Source organism: Falsiruegeria sp. JB4-1 (assembly GCF_055693495.1).
The window spans coordinates 457,025-474,409 of the sequence record NZ_JBVFTZ010000001.1 but is presented as its reverse complement, the minus strand read 5'-3'; the positions used below and the strand labels follow the sequence as shown (position 1 = coordinate 474,409).

The following is a 17,385-nucleotide window of genomic DNA, read 5'->3' as shown; positions in this document are numbered from 1 at the left end:
GGCTTACCTCAACGCGCCGTCAGATTTCAGCTTGGCGCCTTTTTCGGCGTCATACCACCAGAAGTCCAGCACACCGACCGCATATTCCGGCAGGTTCTCGGGGTGGTCATATTGGTCCCAATAGGCGACCCAACTTTTGTCATTGTACCAGACCGGCACCATGATGCGTTCATAGCGCAGCGCGCGATCCAGGGCCTGCAAGGCGGCGGCCTCTTCCTCTTTGCTAGCTGTCACAAGTGAGCGTTCGATGATCGCGTCCACCAGAGGGCTGGCCAGGCCAGCGGGATTGAAAAGGCTGAATTCGGCTTCGCCCGAGCCATACATCTGCATCAACCCGGTGCCTGCTGACAGGAAGGCACGGTAGTTGTCGAAGACAATATCATAATCCCGGTCACGGTTGCGCAATGTGTATTGGGCTGAATCGATCTTGTCGGGACGTGCATCGACACCCATGGCCACAAGATTCTTGGCAAAACCATCAATCACCGCAGTCAGAGTGGGCGACGACGACGATGGATAGGGGATCTCAAGCACCAGCTTTTCACCTGCCACATTGCGGCGCATGCCGTCATCGCCGACAGCCCATCCAGCCTCGTCCAGAAGATTCATTGCCGTGCGCAAGTTGCGGCGGTCGTTGAGCCGTTTGGCGCGGGACTCATGAGCACGAACAGATGGTTCGGTCAGCATGTCGGCAGGCACCAGATCGCCAAGCGATTTAAGCAGCTCCAGTTCGGCCCCTTCAGGCGCGCCCTGGGCCATGTGTGGGGCATTCTCGACAAAGGAATGACGTTGCTTGAACAACCCGTACTGCAGCGACTCGTTGGTCCATTCAAAGTTGAACGCCAAAGACAACGCCTCGCGCACGCGCTTGTCCTGTAACGCAGGACGGCCAAGGTTGAACACGAACCCTGTTGGCGTCGGTGGTGTAAAGTCCGGCAGTTCTTCGCGTTTGACCCACCCTTTGGAGACTGCAGGGAAATCATACTCAGTTGCCCAGCGTTTCGAATTCCCCTCGGCGCGGAAAGTGTATTCACCCGCCTTGAATGCCTCGAACCCGGCTGTGTCATCGGCAAAATACTCGACCCGGATGGTGTCGAAGTTAAAGCGCCCCTTGTTGATCGGCAGGTCCTTGCCCCAATAGTCCGGGTTGCGCTTGTAAACGATGCGACGGTTCACATCATAACTGTCCAGCTGATACGGCCCAGATCCCGGCGCCGCATCCAAACGTGGTTCATCCAGTCGCGCGCCGGTTTCTTCATACCAAGCTTTAGGAAATACAGGCACGCCGCTAGCCTGATCAATCAAGGATCGGCGAGAGATGCCCGTGGCAAAAGTGAATTTCACGGTGTGGTCATCCAGTGCCTCAGCCGACAGGATGCGTTTCTTAACCGCTTGCGCATAGGACGGCAGGCCCTGTTCAAGAAACAGGTTGTGGCTGAACACCACGTCATGCGCGGTCACAGGGGATCCATCGGCAAACCGTGCCTCGGGACGCATGTAGAAGATGACCCAGGTTTTGCCTTCATCATATTCCAGACGTTCGGCAAGCAACCCGTAACTCTCACCGATCTGATCGGCTAAGCGGACTCGCACCGGTGGCAGGCATTTCACCCAACAGGCTTTCGTAGACCATCCAGGAATAGCGCCCCGCCCGGCCCTTGCGGCTGTAGGGGTTCATCAGAATCAAAGGTGCCCGGGGCAGATACCGCGATCTCGCCGCCCTTGGGCGCGTCGGGGTTAACATAGTCGAAATGTTCAAAATCCGCCGGATATGTCAGATCACCAAAGAACGAATAGCCGTGACTTTCGATGATTTTTTCATCCTCGGCCCATGCAAAGCCGGTCGCGGCGAGCAGCAAGCCAATCGACAATCCGATCGCTCCCAACACCTTTGGCCGAATATCCATTGAACGGGTCCGGGTCGCAACGCGGGGCGATGTCATTAGGCTCTACCTCCGTATGGGTCTGATTGCTTTGGATGAAACATAGACCAATTTTTGTTGTTGCCAGCTAAAGGTCCAGCGGGGCGAGATTCAAGTTTAGAATGCGTGAACGCATTGTGAAGACATGTTCATGTGGCAGGAAATTGCGGATTTCGCATCGCTACAAGAAAAAACCGCTGCCCGATTGGGCAGCGGCTTCAAATTTCTCAAGTTGCGTGGCGCTTAATTGTCCAAGCTGTCCAGATATGCGATCAGGTTGACCCGATCACCTTGCTTTTTAAGCCCAGCAAAACTCATCGAAGTGCCAGAAACGTCGGCACTCGGCTTCAGCAGGAAGGCATCCAGCGCTTCGGGGGACCAATCGCCGCCTTTTGCTTGCATTGCGCCCGAGTAACCGAAGCCGGCTTCCGATGCCACGGCACGGCCAACAACACCATAGAGGCTTGGGCCAGTGCTGTTCACGCCTGCTTCTAGCTTGTGACAAGCTGCGCATTTTTTGAATACTTTGGCACCTTTACCAACGTCGGCTGCCAGCATTAGCTCATCAAAGCTGACTTCTTCGCCAGTGCTGATTTCTTCGGCCCCCTGCTCAGTCTCGATCACGTACGAAGCTTCACCATGCCCCCCTACGTTATAGATCATCATAGCGGCCCATTTGCCAAGGAGAAGCACCAGGAAGGCGCCAAGCAGGCCGGCTGCGGCCTTGGTAACTGTCATCGTGTCGAACATTGATCGCGAGTCCATTTCAGCTGTCTGGGCGGGTGTCTAAGGCTTCCCCTTGCAAGAGGCAAGGTATAGACACCGCGACTAAACGCCCAATTCAACAACTTGTTGCACGGAAACCGACAAATGACCAACCGCATTGCCTTTCAGGGAGAGCCCGGCGCCTACAGCCACGAGGCCTGCCGCGACGCCCGCCCCGATATGGAGGCGCTGCCATGTCGCACGTTCGAAGACGTGATCGAGGCCGTTCGCTCGGGCGAGGCGGATCTCGCCATGCTGCCGGTCGAGAACACCACGTATGGACGTGTCGCTGATATTCACCGGCTGCTACCGCACAGTGGGCTGCACATTATTGATGAAGCATTTGTGCGTGTTCACATTAATTTATTGGCGGTTCCGGGGGCTAAACTGTCCGACGTGACCGACGCCCACTCGCATCTGGTGCTGTTGCCGCAGTGCGAAAATTTCTTGCGTGAAAACAACATTCGCGGTCGCGTCAGTCCCGACAACGCCCGCGCCGCGCGGGAAGTCTCCGAGGCGGGCGATGTCAGTTCTGCTGCTCTGGCCAGTGAACTTGCTGACGAGATTTACGGATTGGATGTTCTGGCCCGCCATATTGAAGATCAGGGTGACAACACGACTCGGTTTCTTGTCATGTCACCCAAGGCTGACGAATCGCACCGCGGTGATCAGGGAATGATCACCAGCTTCGTGTTTCAAGTGCGCAACATCCCCGCCGCGCTGTACAAGGCAATGGGTGGGTTTGCCACCAATGGCGTAAACATGATCAAGCTGGAAAGCTACATGGTCGGAGGCCGCTTTACCGCGACGCAGTTCTACGCCGACATCGAGGGACACCCTGACGATCCCAGCGTCCGCCTGGCGATGGACGAGTTGAGCTATTTCACGACAAACGTTGAAATTCTTGGTGTTTACCCGGCAGCCCGAAAGCGTCACTGATCCATTTTTTTCAACTTCGATACATCAGTGGCGTCTGACGCGCGGCGGGTCTCTGAGAAAAGTCAAATGTCGCCGCCGTCAGGTCAGCCGCGTATGCCGCTGTTCAATTCCTTTGGCCAAGTCTGCCATTCTCAACTTAAACTTTTTGTTCAGGTTACTCCGGGCGAGCTTCAAGGATTGCAGGAACAGTCGTGCGGCCAATGTGTTTGCGGACAGCTTGATGTCCACGCTGAGCCGCGTGCGTCGCGGTGACAATGCAAGCAGTTCCACAACCAAAAGACCGTTGACGCCCTTGCTGCGCGAATCAAACCGCATAAAAGATGGGCGAGAAAACTCGGACATGACAATGTTCATCGTGCGTGGTTTGCCGCGTAGGTTGAACGCGATGTCCCACTCCATTCCCGCCTCACCAACAGGCGATTGGCTCACACGCTGAACTTCGACTCCACGACGGATGGCGGAACGTTCAAAACTTTCGAACTCGGACACCGCATCAAAAACGTTTTCGATTGGTGCCTCGATATCTTCTTTACCCGAGAACTGCATGTCGCCTCATCTTGCCTGCCGTGCGCGAAGGTACGTCTTAATCCAGCGTATCCGCAAGCCAGTTCTGCAAAAGGAAATGCGCGATCGCACCCTTCCGAGCTGGCAAGATCGAAGGGTGCTCTCCCGCAAAGGCCGACATCATGTCTTGTCGTGTAACCCACATTGCGTGTTCAATTTCTACCGGGTCTATAGTGATCTCTTCCGACAGCGCTTCACCAGAGCAACCAAACATCAACGAGGCCGGAAAGGGCCATGGCTGGCTGGACAGGTATTCGACCTGCCCCACCCTCACGCCTGCTTCTTCCATCACTTCGCGCCGAACAGCCGCTTCAAGCGTTTCGCCGGGTTCAACAAAACCCGCCAAAAGCGAGTACATACCTTCTGGCCACCCCGGCGACCGACCCATCAGGACCGAATCTCCGTAAGTAATCAACATGATGACGACGGGATCCGTTCTGGGAAAATGCTGCCCGCCACAGGCTGGGCATGATCTTTGCCAACCGGCTTGCACGATTTCGCTGGGGGCACCGCACCTCGCACAGAATTGATGTGTTTCATGCCACCCAACCACTGCCTTTGCAGTGGCAGCCAATTCTGCGTCACGCGGTGAAAGCCGCGTCATGATCCGCCGAAGTTCGACAAACACATGACCGGGTGGGCAATCAGGATGTTGTTGTTCGGATCTGTCGACAAAGCCTCCCACCGTACTGACATCCTGCCCGACGGGTTCCCATCCAGAGATGTCCATCGCAAAACATGGGGCGCCGTCATCCTCGAACCCAAGAAAGATCATTTCTTCGGCCGCCGTCTGATAGCCCGCCTTCAAGATGGGATGACGCATACCAACCCACGACAATCGATCCAGGCGCTCACCATGCACCAGAACTTTACCGCGCCACAAAAGAAGGCATCCGGCGTCCCGATGGTCACGAGCCTGGGTCAAGGCAGCATCATCCGTACGGATGTTTGCCGCTCGATTCAGACTTGACCCACCGAATGTCACTTGCTCTGCCCGCTTCATCCTGCATCTCCCAACGCCTCGTCTGTTCTTCTTATACGGTTGCGCATCCGCCACAACCCAATCGGCGAACTCGGCAGAGTGATGACGCGAAGTAGGATCAATTCTGACACAAATTGAAAGGTCTTGAGGTCTTGTAACACTACCGACTTTCTGTGCTCTGCTAATAGCATAAACTATAAAGTAAAAATCCAAAAAGCGACCTATGCAAACGAGTCGAAATGACCCGCTTTTAGAAACGGAGAGCTCCGGTTTTTGCCCGCATGGCGCGATAGGCAAAATCCGAATTCTTGCGACAAGCGATTTGCACATGAACCTGACAAGTTTCGACTACTACTCGGATCGGCCAGATCCCACAGTCGGGCTGACGCGTGTAGCAGAATTGATTCAGACGGCGCGCACAGAGGCAGCAGGTTCACTGGTGCTTCTTTTTGACAACGGCGATGGAATTCAGGGGACACCCGCTGCAGCGATTCCGCAATCAAAGCAAATGATACCAGGCATCCGTTGATGGCAGCGTTTGACACGCTTAACTATGACGCTATCGGATTGGGCAACCACGATTTTAATTTTGGCCTAGAAACCCTCAATACGGTTTTGTCCGATGTCCATTGCCCAGTGGTTTGCTCCAACGTTCACGCCTTGGGTAGCACCCAATTGAATTGGAACTCCAGTGGCATACTGGAAAGAGAGCTCGTAACAGAGACAGGCATCTGGCCCATAAAGATCGGGGTGCTTTCGGTTCTACCTCCACAGACGCTGGAGTGGGACATTAACCACTTAAGAGACCAGGTTTGGATTGAAGACATAGTCGACACTGCGGCGCGAACAGCAAGGCACCTGCGACAAGACGGCTGTGACTTAATCGTGGCTTTGGCCCATACGGGATTGTCAGGTGGTTTCCCGACGAGAAACGCAGAAAACGCAGCTATCTCGTTAGCAGAAAAGGCAGATGTCGATGTTTTGATCGCCGGGCATACGCATTTGCACTTTCCCGGGGTGGTTCATGAGGGGTTACCGGGCGTGGATGCCCGTGCAGGGCTTGTTCACGACAAGCCAGCCGTCATGCCAGGTTCGGCCGCCTCGCACCTTGGACAGATAGACATCGACGTCATGTCCGATGGCAAGGGTGGTTGGTCTGTTGATCACGCCCAAAGCAAACTGCGCGCTGTTTCCCGTTCCGGCAAAAATGGCGAGCCAACTCCATTGCTTCCGGAACACAGGCAACTGTTGCGCTTGTTTCATCCATATCACGTTCGGACGCGACAAGAGATGAGCGAGCCGGTGGGAAAGATCGAAACACCGATGCACAGCTTTTTTCCTTTTTTGCCCCGGATCGAGGTTTAGCATTTGTAGCAGCAGCTCAGGCCGCAGCTCTTCGCGCCTACCAATCATCTACTGCAGCTCGCGAACTTCCCCTGCTTTCGGCAGCTGCACCGTCCAAATTTGGCGGCAGAGCAGGCCCGCGGCGGTTCACAGATGTGCCAGCAGGCGCCGTTTCGATGCGGCACGTTGCTGATTTGCATGTTTTTCCGAACGAACTGAGTGCAGTTATTGCCGATGGGCGGCAGCTTCGGAATTGGCTGGAAATGTCAGCTTGTGTTTTCAACCAAATCGCGCCTGACACAACGGGCAGCTTGCTTAGGAACAGTGAGCACCCAGGGCACAATTTTGATGTTATCCACGGTTTAACCTACGAAATCGACATCACGTCTCCACCGCGCTTTGCACCGGATGGCAGATTGATCGATGCATCTCACCAACGAATCAAACAGCTTGAATACCAAGGCATCCCCGTAGGAAATGATCAAAAGTTTGCCGTGGCTTTAACCAATTATCGAGCAAATGGCGGAGGAAACTTTGCGGCCCTGAATGACGTTGAATCCATCGCCGTTCCGTCACACCGCATTCAACAATTGGTTCGCGACTATATCGTCGGCTCTTTACCCCCTGAAGCGCTGAACACTGAAGGTTCTGTTTGGCGCTTTACCCCCATCGGTGGAACGCAGGTTGTCGATCTTACCGGTCCAGCGGCACGCAACCATTTACCTGAGTTGCCACCGGAACGGGTCAGAGACCTTGGTCTGAACGCCGATGGTTTTCTAAAACTATCGATCTCACTCTAACAGTCGACTTGTCATTTCAACCTGACGAGCCTATATCGGCGACGAGAGGTTGGCGCGGGCGAGCGCCTCGCCAACCTGGTCAGGTCCGGAAGGAAGCAGCCACAACGAGCCCCGCTTGGGTCGATGTCCAACCTCTCACTTGAACCAACGCCGGGTCGTTGCCGCGACCACATAGCCCAAGGAGGGATTTCATGATTGTAGTTGCACCCCTTCGGGCAGAGAGCGTCTGAACACCACCTATTTTTGGTTTTCTGCCTGAAACAACGAAACAGTTGCGCGCTTGGCCGCCACTGTTGTTTGTTTGCATTCTGCAACAGGTAGACAAATGTCTAATGAATATAAGGACCTTGGATGGTCCAATCACTTTGCGGCACAAGTTTCCGCATCTTCACCCCTTCACATGTTCCGCATCTCGGCGGTGCATCGCGACCGCTTGACGGGCCTGTCGCCCAATGGCGAGCGCACCTTGTTTCCGCGACCCGGGCAGTCCACGGGCGGTTTCGCTGTCGGCGATTGGGTCGCGGCGAGTTCAGATGGTTTTATCGACCGGATATTGAACCGCAAAACACTGCTTTCGCGTCGTGCAGCAGGCAATGACGCACATTCGCAATTGATTGCGGCCAATGTCGACGTTTTGTTCATCACAAGCTCCTGCAACGCTGATTTCAGCATCGCAAGGCTCGAGCGTTATCTGGCTTTGGCTCATCAGGCTGGGTGTTACCCAGTCTTGGTTCTGACAAAGGCAGACGCCAGCCATGACCCCCAGGACTATGTGCGTCGGGCTGAAGCTTTGGAACCATACTTAACGGTTCTGGCAGTGAACGCACATGACACTAACGACTTGCAACAACTGCTGACGTGGTGCGCACACGGACAAACCGGAGCATTGGTCGGGTCATCTGGGGTAGGTAAGACAACCCTTACAAACGGTCTGACGACGGCGCAAAGCGCCACTGCGGAAATTCGAGAAGATGATGCAAAGGGCCGCCATACCACGACTGTACGCGCACTGCGTCGCATGACGAATGGCGGATGGCTTATCGACACACCAGGTATGCGTGCGCTGCGTATGCTCGACAACAAAGAGGGCATTGACGAAGTCTTCTCAGACCTAGTTGAACTTTCCCAGGAGTGTCGTTTTTCGAACTGCACTCATACTTCTGAACCTGGCTGCGCTATTCAGTCCGCCGTTGAACAAAACGATTTGGACCCAAATCGCCTGAAACGATGGCAAAAGCTGCAACGAGAGGACCGAATGAACTCGGAAACCGTGGCCGAAGCTCGGGCGCGCGACAAAGCGTTCGGAAAGATGGTCCGTTCCGTCATGAAAGAAAAGAAGGGTCGAAAGGGCTTTTGAAATACTTGGGCACCCCCTTGCAAGGGTGCCCAAGCCGTCGTTTTGTTGGAAAGTCAATTGACCTGCACCACAACAAACCGCTAGCCAGAACAAGATGGTTCTCAGGCCACGATTCTACGGTCTGGGATGAAAAGGGAACACGGTGAGACCCCAATTGGAGTCAAATCCGCGACTGCCCCCGCAACTGTAAGCGGAGAGCGACGCCGAAACACCACTGACCGTCAGGTTGGGAAGGTCGGCCAAGCGACGACACGCGAGTCAGGAAACCTGCCATCGAAACTGTAACTCGAACTCGGGCGGGGTGTCCGGGCTGACGCGATGGTCCTGGATACCATCCTTTCGGTCAACGGCCCCTCCGTTCAGCGCGGAGGGCGCTTTATGATCTGGAAAACAAACACACATCTGTTCACGGCAACCGTCTGTCAGCACACCAGCAAGAATTGCCCTGCGGTCAATCGAATGGCGGAAAAATTGGCTCAGGCGGTTGCGGCATCAAAGCCAATCACAACGGATGATTTCGAAATCGAAGGTGACAGTGTGCTAAAGCACTGCCCACACGATTGCCACGCCAGATTTGTCGCCACGCATGATCGCATCAGAATTTTCTGCGATGTCACATCCGAGATCGAAACCAGCGACCTCAATCGATTTGCAGACGCTCTTTTGAAACCCTCATCCGGCCCTGTAACGCTGGCGCTGTCGCAGTCTCCTTGCGCGTTGGTTGAGGTTCTTCCGATCAGTCCGCCGACGCAAGATACCGTGTACGCCTGCGTATGACACAGTCAATTCTTGTCAAGAATGCGCACCGACCTTCCAGTCGAAGCCCATTGCAACTGTTCATCCGTCTCGATTGCACAGGGTCTAACCGTACGAAGGCGTCCCAACGCGTCGCGTGGTTTCTCTCCGCATTCTATCATCAGCCTTAGGGCGATCATGCCGGAACGTCCGCACCCCCCTTGCAATGAACCAGTACGCGCCCTCCTCCGGACAATGCTTGTCGTGCCGAAGCACTGGCTTCAGGCCATTTCGAAAGAATATCCGGCGAAGGCGTTGCGAAGTCCTCGATTGGCAAATGGGTCCAGCGGCAGGCGCGACTCTGAATATCTGCCCCAAACATCTGTGCCCCGTGTTGCAGCATCTCTACATCGGTGGTCATGGACAACACGAGCCCCGGCGCCCAGGACGCGATCAGGTCGAGGTCCGTTTCGTAGTCTCCATACCGGCCCGGCAAGGGCGACAACGCCAACGTGCCGCCCCCAACCTGCAAGGCATAGATGACCATTTTCGACATGGACCGCTCCCCCAAATACTCTGCCTCAAATCATCGAACGACGAATGCAATTCCAAAAGTTGTACAATGAGGTTGGTCAATTCCAAACGAAATTCGGTGTAGGCCGCTGTGGACGCCGATCGCCCGTCCATCTACGCTAGGACCTCATGACGAATCCCACTGAGCAAACATGACCGACACCGCACCCGCCCCTTATCAGGTCCTGGCACGTAAATACCGCCCGGAAACCTTTGCCGATCTCGTTGGTCAGGACGCTATGGTCCGGACGCTAAAAAATGCCTTTGAGGCGGATCGAATTGCCCAGGCTTTTGTAATGACCGGTATTCGAGGCACAGGCAAAACCACGACGGCCAGGATCATCGCCAAAGGCATGAATTGCATCGGACCGGATGGCCAGGGACAGCCAACAACTGAACCTTGTGGGCAGTGTGAGCATTGTGTGGCCATTATGGAAGGCCGTCACGTGGATGTGATGGAAATGGACGCTGCCAGCCGCACGGGCGTTGGTGACATCCGCGAAATCATCGACTCGGTCCGGTATCGTGCCGCTTCGGCCCGCTACAAGATTTACATCATCGACGAAGTTCACATGCTGTCTACCAGCGCTTTCAACGCACTGCTGAAAACGCTCGAAGAGCCTCCTGCGCATGTGAAATTCATCTTTGCGACTACTGAAATCCGCAAGGTGCCTGTTACGGTGCTGTCACGCTGCCAAAGGTTCGACCTACGTCGGATCGAACCGGAAGATATGATTGCGCTATTGCGTAAAATCGCAACGGCTGAAAGCGCCGAGATCACAGATGACGCACTGGCTCTGATCACCCGCGCGGCAGAAGGGTCGGCACGGGACGCCACCTCGCTCCTCGATCAGGCGATCAGCCACGGAGCGGGCGAAACAACAGCAGATCAAGTTCGCGCCATGCTCGGCCTCGCAGATCGGGGCCGCGTGCTGGATCTAATGGATATGATACTGCGTGGCGATGCGGCAGGTGCGTTGACCGAGTTGAGTGCTCAATATGCTGAGGGTGCAGATCCGTTGGCCGTACTTCGAGATCTGGCCGAAATCACCCACTGGGTGTCGGTGGTCAAGATCACACCGGATGCGGCCGAGGACCCGACAATCTCACCGGACGAGCGCACGCGCGGCGCCCAAATGGCCGAGGCGTTGCCAATGCGCGTTCTTACTCGGATGTGGCAGATGCTTCTTAAAGCCCTTGAAGAAGTCGCTGCCGCGCCAAATGCGATGATGGCTGCAGAAATGGCGGTGATCCGCCTGACCCATGTTGCCGATCTTCCAAGCCCCGAAGAGTTGATACGCAAGCTTCAGGACACACCGCCTCCGCCACAGCCGAACCCGGGAGGGGGCATACCGGCTCCAGGTAACGGTTCGCCTGCCACTGTCGGAACAACGGCCTACGCACAAGGATCTCCGCACAGCGGAGGCAGCAGTGGTTCACCGGTCACTGCGTTGGCACATGACACAGTTACCGCTTTAGCCCGTTATCCCACGTTTGAACATGTCGTCGAATTGATCCGTACACAGCGTGACGTCAAGCTTTTGGTCGACGTGGAAACCGGTGTTCGACTTGTGGCTTATCAACCCGGCCGGATTGAGTTCACTCCCGCTGACACTGCGCCCCGCGATCTGGCCGCGCGTCTTGGTAGCCGCTTGCAATCATGGACCGGCAACAGATGGGCCGTCTCTGTTATTTCAGATGGTGACGCGCCGACAATCGCGGAAATACGCGATGCGGCCGAGAATGAACTACGGTCCGAGGCCGAGGCCCACCCCCTGGTGCAGGCGGTTCTAGCGGAATTTCCGAAAGCGAAGATAACTCATATTCAAACCCCCGAAGAACGTGCTGCTCAGGTCGAAACCGAAGCTTTGCCCGAGGTGGAAGACGAATGGGACCCATTCGACGACGAGTGATCGCGTAACCCTTGCACATAAGGGGGGCGGCCCGTATCTACCCCAAAATACATTTGCTAGGAGACACGAGATGCTCAAAGGACTTGGTGGCCTGGGCGACATGGCCAAAATGATGAAGTCTGCGCAAGAACTGCAGACCAAGATGACTGATATGCAAGACGAACTGCACAACATCATGGTTGTAGGTGAATCCGGTGCAGGCTTGGTCAAGGCAACCGCATCGGCCAAAGGCGAGCTTAAAGGCCTGGACATCGATCCCTCGATCTTTAACGGCGACGACAAGGAAGTAGTTGAGGATCTGATCCTGGCTGCCATCAAAGACGCGCAAACCAAAGCTGCCGATAAAGCACAAGATGAGATGGCAAAGCTGACCGAAAGTATGGGTCTGCCTAAAGACATCAAGCTACCCTTCTAGAGTTTCTCAGGGCGCGCTTGCGCCCTCGACCTGATCCGCGCACCGCCCTAGAATGACTGAAACACACGTCTTGAGGCGGGGCAGATGAGCAACACTGACATCGACAACCTGATCGACCTGATGGCCAAATTACCGGGGCTTGGGCCCCGGTCGGCCCGGCGAGCAGTACTACATCTGATCCGCAAGCGGGCTCTCTTGCTCACACCTCTTGCCGACACAATACAAACAGTCGCAGCCACAGCGCGGGAATGCTTGAATTGCGGGAACGTCGGGACGACGGACATTTGCGAGATATGCACCTCAGAGAAACGCGCAACGGGTGAGCTGTGCGTTGTCGAAGATGTTGCAGATCTTTGGGCGATGGAGCGGTCCGGTGTGTTTAAAGGGCGCTATCACGTCCTTGGTGGAACCCTTTCAGCATTGGACGCAATTGGTCCCGATGAATTGCGCATTCCCCGATTGGTAGACCGTATTCTGGCAGAGGGTATCACCGAAGTTATTCTCGCACTTAATGCCACAGTAGATGGGCAGACGACTGCGCATTACATCGTCGATCAACTGGAAAACCGTGTTCGTCTGACATCTCTGGCTCAGGGTGTCCCGATCGGCGGAGAATTGGATTATCTGGATGACGGCACAATCTCTGCAGCGATGCAGGCCCGAAAAGAGATTTAGTGCGTGTTGCGTTTAGCTGGAAACACGGTTGTTCAAAGTCGCGCTTGAATCGAAGACGAGAGGCAAAGGCTTTGAAATCAATTCTTCCCAACACGCTCTAGCTGCCTGCAGTTCGTTGAGACCAAAGAACAGCTGCAAAAATGACGATGCCACCCGCCGCTGTCTGAACAGTCGGAAGCTCGGTCAAAATCAACCACGCAAGCAACGGCGCAAGAGGCATCTCCAGCGTCGATAGTAAGGCCGTTTCTGCCGGACGGAGCCGACGTGCACCTTCCGCCAACGTGACCGAAGCGACGGCAAAGAACAGCCCAAACCAAAGCGTTACAGCGATGTCACTTCCGCTCACATGAAGGGGGTTTCCAAATCCCAGCCCGAATGGCACCAACATTAAAGACGACATAGCAGCCGGAAATGCTGCTGGGGTTTCCGGCCAAATGCGATAGACAACCATCATACTCGCCATCATCAACGTCATCCAAAGCGCGAGAAGGTCTCCACCAATATGACCCTGCAAACCCGCACCCCAAAATATCACAACCACCCCAAAGCTCGCCAACAAACTAGCCGCCATGATTCTGGATGAGGGACGCTCGCCAATGGTCAACCACGTCAACGCCGCCGCAAGGAATGGTGAAGCTGCATAGATCATCGAGACATTAGCGACCGAACTTAGCTTGAAGGCAGGAATAAACGCCGCCGTTCCAGCAGCCCCCAACACCGCGACCGCCACGGACGGGCCGTAAAATTTCCGTGCCTGTTCGACCAATTCACCCTTAAGTGCCAAATAAAAAAGCGTGAAACCGGCTGCCGCCAATCCGCGCCAGAAGACGATGTCCCAAGCTCCGGCGGAAACGCCTTTCGTGAAAATCCCAGCAGTGCTGAATACAACGGCCGAAATCACGACCATCGCAACGCCAATATTCTCTTGTCGTGAAATGTTCTGCCTCACACCGTGTCTCCTGTCTGTCAGCTGACAGATCTACAGAAGCGCGACTGACAACTGTGTGTCAGCATAGGACACGGAAGCCAAGATTGATTTCCGACTGGTCGAGGAACTTCGGGTTTCGCCCACCGCATCGTCACAGTAAGGCCGACAACACACTCGCACGCAGAGGTGCAGTGTTTGAAGTGTGGCGCAGCTGGATATCGAGGATCGATAGCACAAGCATTTTACGAAAAAGCCCACCATCGACAACAATGGTGGGCCTTTTCATATTCTTTATTCGTCAAACGAGTCGGCGTAACAGAAAATCGCCCGACCCGAAGAATTTGCTCAATAACGAGGGTCGTGAGAGGTGTCTTCTTCTTCCTCTTCTTCGCCCGCTGGCAGATTAAAGAAGCTGTCAGCATCCACGATGGGATCACTGTCTTTTTCTTCTTCATCGTTACCGCTAAGCGTGAAGGTCTCCAGACCTTCAATTGCTGTCGGGATCTTGGGTTCCGCGTCCATTTCCAACGACTGCTCGGTCGACACCAGCTTACGGCGCTCGTCGTCGCTCATTACGCCGCCCTCCGCAGCTTTCTTGGCTGCGGCTTTCTGAACAGCCTTGTCCAATTCGGACTGTTTGCACAGCCCCAAAGCAACCGGGTCAATGGGTTGGATATTGGCGATATTCCAATGCGTACGCTCGCGGATCGCCTGAATTGTCGGCTTGGTCGTACCTACCAGCTTGGAAATCTGGCCGTCGCTCAGCTCTGGGTGAAACTTGACCAGCCACAAGATCGAGGCCGGGCGGTCCTGACGTTTGGACAGCGGAGTGTAGCGAGGACCGCGGCGCTTCTCTTCACCCGATGCAGCCGGGTTGAACTTGAGCTTCAGCTTGTGCAGCGGGCTGGATTGCGCGGCGTCGATCTCTTCCTGCGTCAACTGGTTGTTGGCGATAGGATCGAACCCTTTCACGCCAGCAGCCACATCGCCGTCTGCGATGCCCTGTACTTCCAGCTCGTGCATACCAACGAAGTCCGCAATCTGCTTGAAGCTGATCGTGGTATTGTCGACCAGCCACACGGCGGTCGCCTTGGCCATCAACGGTTTTGCCATGTGAACGTCTCCTTTAAAAACACATCTTCCCCGCCGCCTGAAACAGGCACCTTGGCGATCCAAGGCAGGTCTCCATTTTCGGGGAACTCACAGAGCACATAGTCGTTTTGCGCAAACAATGAAAGAGGGAAACGGAATTCAACATTTTGAGAACAGCAGTGGCATTGGGCCGAACTCAACCAAGATAGCCCAGGATCTGAATTGTGATGGGGATGGTCAAGATTGCCAACAGCGTCTGCAATGTAACAATTGCAGCCATCAACGGCGCATCCCCGCCCAGTTGGCGCGCCAAAGTGTAAGACGAAGCCGCTGTCGGAGACATCGCATAAATGACAGCGATAATCAGCAGGTCATAGGGTAACGCAAGGACCATCGCAATGGCGAGAACAGCTGCAGGAAAGACAACCAATTTTCCCAGAAATGCCAATACAAGTGGCCACGCGCTGGCAGCCATAGCCCGCACTCGCAGATTGGCCCCAACGGCCAAAAGAGTAATTGGCAAAGCCGACAAACCAAGCACCCGCGTCGTTTCATGAAGTACCGGAATTTCTGTGCCAACGAAACGGTTGACCACCAATGCCAGACTAATCGAGATAATATGAGGGTTCCGCACCAGATCACGCAAAATAGCCAATGGCAAATTCGACTTTCGACCCGGCTGAAGGGCCGACACCATCAGCACCACCATGACAACATTTGTGACCGGAATGAGGATTGCGGATGCGAGAATCGCAAATTCGAATCCGGGTGGCCCATACAAACTGGCCGACAGGGCCAAGGCCACAAATGCGTTGTTTCGGGCACTCCCTTGCAGGACTGATGTCCCTTGGGGCGCGGCCATTCCTGAGGCCTTTGCAGTGGCAACCCCAAACCCAACCGCCACAAAGAACCCGCTCACCAGCGTAATCGCATAGGGCATCAGGTTCGGGTTATTCAACTCTGCCAACGACACCTTGTTGAACATCAGACAAGGCATCAAAACCCAATAGACGAGCTTGTCGTTAACGTTCCAGAATTCCGTACTTGGAATTCCGCCTTTTCGCAGCGCCAAGCCAAGAGCGATGATCAGGAATATTGGCAAGATCGAGGTTAGGGTGACCAGCATCGCTTATATCTCAATTTGAGGGATCTGTTGCCTACGAAACCCCCGTCAGCTTTACAAGGTGACCAATTGAGTCACATCGGACGGTCACATATATCCCTCGTAACGCTTTGGAATAATCGCTCGGTGCATCCACTCTATACAGGCAACAAAATCAAATACGGGTATCCCTATCTCTGCACGGATATCGACAGCAAATGGTGGAAGAGTGGTACATTCCAGAAGGGCTGCTCCGATGTCTGGGTTGGCGTCGCGGGCAGAAACAATCGTATCCAGAACTTCCTGACGCAACGCATTCAAGTCAACCGAAGTAGACGTTCCTCCCATACAGATCGAATTGAAGGCTGCAGCATTGTCCAGGCCAGCTACCACAATGCGGTCTGCACGGTCGCTACGGATGGCTGAGAAGTACGGATCGGTCAGTTGCGCCTCTGAGGCGGTCACAACGACAACAGATTGATCCGGCGGCAGCATCTGGTGAATGACGGGCAACATGATCAAGGGCGACGTCAGAACCGGTATTCGAACCGACGCGGCCACTTTTTCCTGTATCAACGAAAAGAATCCGCAGCACATCGCAATCGAATGCACACCGTCAGTTTCGAGCTGTTGGGCCGCAGCAATACATTTTTGCGTCAGTTCGCACAGCTGTCCGTCCTTTGACTCGACCGGCGGTGAGGGGTTTGTGGAAACACCCGGAATTTCGCGGATCAAAACAGGGAACGGGTAGGTTGTTGGGTTCGCAATATCGCCAGGAGGCAGCGGATAGCGCTTTCCTTCAAACTTAAGGATACCAACGCTGTACCCCTGCAATGCCGTACCACCACGAACAATCATTCGCGATCCCGGTGTTCCGTATCATCAATCACGGCCATGGCATCAATTTCAACTAGCAAGGACGGATCCGCCAAACCCTGAACAACCACCCCCGTCGAACAATGATGGACACCTTCGAACCAGCGATTGATGGCGTCGTACACAGCAGGCCGATAGCTGATATCGGTTACGTAGACTGTCAGTTTGCAAACGTCCCTTAGACTGCCACCTGCCTCTTCCATCCAGGTCTGAATATTCCGACATGCCTGATCGGCCTGAGCCCCGGGGTCTCCTTCGCCAATCAACGTACCATCCAACAATGTACCGACCTGGCCTTGCATGAACACAAAATCGCCGCGTGCCCGGATGGCTTTGGAATACGTCGCCTGGGCGTGATAGCGGGTTTGATACTTATGTATGTGGGTGCGTGCCATGTGAATCC

General features: G+C 54.9%; 17 protein-coding genes, 1 other RNA gene, 2 pseudogenes and 1 riboswitch. Of the genes and pseudogenes, 10 read left to right on the top strand and 10 right to left on the bottom strand.

The window, feature by feature from the left end; all coding sequences use genetic code 11:
• Positions 1-3: 3 nt before the first annotated feature.
• Together ACZ1HE_RS02320 and ACZ1HE_RS02315 are read right to left on the bottom strand one after the other, a co-directional pair.
• Positions 4-1,907 (bottom strand): annotated as a pseudogene (locus tag ACZ1HE_RS02320) (extracellular solute-binding protein).
• Positions 1,908-2,165: 258 nt separating this feature from the next.
• Positions 2,166-2,672: a c-type cytochrome gene (locus ACZ1HE_RS02315; RefSeq protein WP_472619395.1), complete on the bottom strand. Its 507-nt coding sequence runs from the start codon at positions 2,670-2,672 to the stop codon at positions 2,166-2,168.
• A 120-nt stretch (positions 2,673-2,792) separates the two neighbouring features.
• Here ACZ1HE_RS02315 and ACZ1HE_RS02310 point away from each other — a divergent pair, with 120 nt between their 5' ends.
• Complete coding sequence (locus tag ACZ1HE_RS02310; RefSeq protein WP_472619394.1) at positions 2,793-3,626, top strand: prephenate dehydratase; 834 nt, start codon at positions 2,793-2,795, stop codon at positions 3,624-3,626.
• A 78-nt stretch (positions 3,627-3,704) separates the two neighbouring features.
• On the opposite strand, the gene ACZ1HE_RS02305 is transcribed toward ACZ1HE_RS02310, so the two are convergent.
• Both ACZ1HE_RS02305 and nudC read right to left on the bottom strand, forming a co-directional pair.
• The gene (locus ACZ1HE_RS02305; RefSeq protein ID WP_472619393.1) at positions 3,705-4,172 is read right to left on the bottom strand and encodes an SRPBCC family protein; all 468 of its coding nucleotides are present in this window, start codon (positions 4,170-4,172) and stop codon (positions 3,705-3,707) included.
• A gap of 37 nt (positions 4,173-4,209) precedes the next feature.
• On the bottom strand, positions 4,210-5,193 hold the full coding sequence (gene nudC / locus ACZ1HE_RS02300) for an NAD(+) diphosphatase (RefSeq protein ID WP_472619392.1): 984 nt from the start codon (positions 5,191-5,193) through the stop codon (positions 4,210-4,212).
• Between the two features lie 307 nt (positions 5,194-5,500).
• Here nudC and ACZ1HE_RS02295 point away from each other — a divergent pair, with 307 nt between their 5' ends.
• The 6 genes from ACZ1HE_RS02295 (at position 5,501) to ACZ1HE_RS02270 (ending at position 9,450) form a co-directional block, all read left to right on the top strand.
• Positions 5,501-5,701: a hypothetical protein gene (locus ACZ1HE_RS02295; RefSeq protein ID WP_472619391.1), complete on the top strand. Its 201-nt coding sequence runs from the start codon at positions 5,501-5,503 to the stop codon at positions 5,699-5,701.
• Positions 5,701-6,537, top strand: coding sequence for a metallophosphoesterase (locus tag ACZ1HE_RS02290; RefSeq protein WP_472619390.1), 837 nt, complete (start codon positions 5,701-5,703; stop codon positions 6,535-6,537). The genes ACZ1HE_RS02295 and ACZ1HE_RS02290 overlap by 1 nt, the downstream gene beginning before the upstream one ends.
• Positions 6,438-7,316, top strand: coding sequence for a 5'-nucleotidase C-terminal domain-containing protein (locus tag ACZ1HE_RS02285; protein ID WP_472624321.1), 879 nt, complete (start codon positions 6,438-6,440; stop codon positions 7,314-7,316). Before ACZ1HE_RS02290 ends, ACZ1HE_RS02285 begins: the two co-directional genes overlap by 100 nt.
• Before the next feature lie 42 nt (positions 7,317-7,358).
• Positions 7,359-7,457, top strand: an RNA gene (ffs, locus tag ACZ1HE_RS02280) — signal recognition particle sRNA small type.
• Positions 7,458-7,716: 259 nt separating this feature from the next.
• Positions 7,717-8,673: a ribosome small subunit-dependent GTPase A gene (rsgA, locus tag ACZ1HE_RS02275; protein ID WP_472619389.1), complete on the top strand. Its 957-nt coding sequence runs from the start codon at positions 7,717-7,719 to the stop codon at positions 8,671-8,673.
• Between the two features lie 78 nt (positions 8,674-8,751).
• Positions 8,752-8,962: riboswitch (cobalamin riboswitch) on the top strand.
• An 89-nt stretch (positions 8,963-9,051) separates the two neighbouring features.
• Entirely contained in the window at positions 9,052-9,450 is a 399-nt protein-coding gene (locus ACZ1HE_RS02270; protein WP_472619388.1) for a hypothetical protein, read from the top strand.
• Between the two features lie 5 nt (positions 9,451-9,455).
• Here the strand turns inward: ACZ1HE_RS02270 and ACZ1HE_RS02265 are convergent.
• Positions 9,456-9,964, bottom strand: a pseudogene (locus ACZ1HE_RS02265) (protein-tyrosine phosphatase family protein).
• A gap of 169 nt (positions 9,965-10,133) precedes the next feature.
• Between ACZ1HE_RS02265 and ACZ1HE_RS02260 the strand changes: the two are divergent.
• From ACZ1HE_RS02260 to recR, 3 genes are all read left to right on the top strand, one after another.
• Complete coding sequence (locus tag ACZ1HE_RS02260; protein WP_472619387.1) at positions 10,134-11,894, top strand: DNA polymerase III subunit gamma/tau; 1,761 nt, start codon at positions 10,134-10,136, stop codon at positions 11,892-11,894.
• A 70-nt stretch (positions 11,895-11,964) separates the two neighbouring features.
• Positions 11,965-12,309, top strand: a complete 345-nt coding sequence (locus ACZ1HE_RS02255; protein WP_472619386.1) for a YbaB/EbfC family nucleoid-associated protein — start codon at positions 11,965-11,967, stop codon at positions 12,307-12,309.
• An 84-nt stretch (positions 12,310-12,393) separates the two neighbouring features.
• Positions 12,394-12,984 carry a recombination mediator RecR gene (gene recR / locus ACZ1HE_RS02250; RefSeq protein WP_472619385.1) on the top strand — a complete coding sequence of 197 codons (591 nt, stop codon included), beginning with the start codon at positions 12,394-12,396 and terminating at the stop codon, positions 12,982-12,984.
• A 97-nt stretch (positions 12,985-13,081) separates the two neighbouring features.
• Here recR and ACZ1HE_RS02245 read toward each other — a convergent pair whose 3' ends face one another.
• The 5 genes from ACZ1HE_RS02245 to ACZ1HE_RS02225 form a co-directional block, all read right to left on the bottom strand.
• Positions 13,082-13,933, bottom strand: coding sequence for a DMT family transporter (locus ACZ1HE_RS02245; RefSeq protein ID WP_472619384.1), 852 nt, complete (start codon positions 13,931-13,933; stop codon positions 13,082-13,084).
• A 324-nt stretch (positions 13,934-14,257) separates the two neighbouring features.
• Complete coding sequence (locus ACZ1HE_RS02240) at positions 14,258-15,025, bottom strand: DUF1013 domain-containing protein (protein ID WP_472619383.1); 768 nt, start codon at positions 15,023-15,025, stop codon at positions 14,258-14,260.
• Positions 15,026-15,200: 175 nt separating this feature from the next.
• Complete coding sequence (locus tag ACZ1HE_RS02235; protein ID WP_472619382.1) at positions 15,201-16,130, bottom strand: AEC family transporter; 930 nt, start codon at positions 16,128-16,130, stop codon at positions 15,201-15,203.
• A gap of 84 nt (positions 16,131-16,214) precedes the next feature.
• Positions 16,215-16,964 (bottom strand): aspartate/glutamate racemase family protein, encoded by a 750-nt coding sequence (locus ACZ1HE_RS02230; protein ID WP_472619381.1) that lies wholly within the window; start codon positions 16,962-16,964, stop codon positions 16,215-16,217.
• Complete coding sequence (locus tag ACZ1HE_RS02225; RefSeq protein ID WP_472619380.1) at positions 16,961-17,377, bottom strand: RidA family protein; 417 nt, start codon at positions 17,375-17,377, stop codon at positions 16,961-16,963. Before ACZ1HE_RS02225 ends, ACZ1HE_RS02230 begins: the two co-directional genes overlap by 4 nt.
• Positions 17,378-17,385 lie beyond the last annotated feature (8 nt).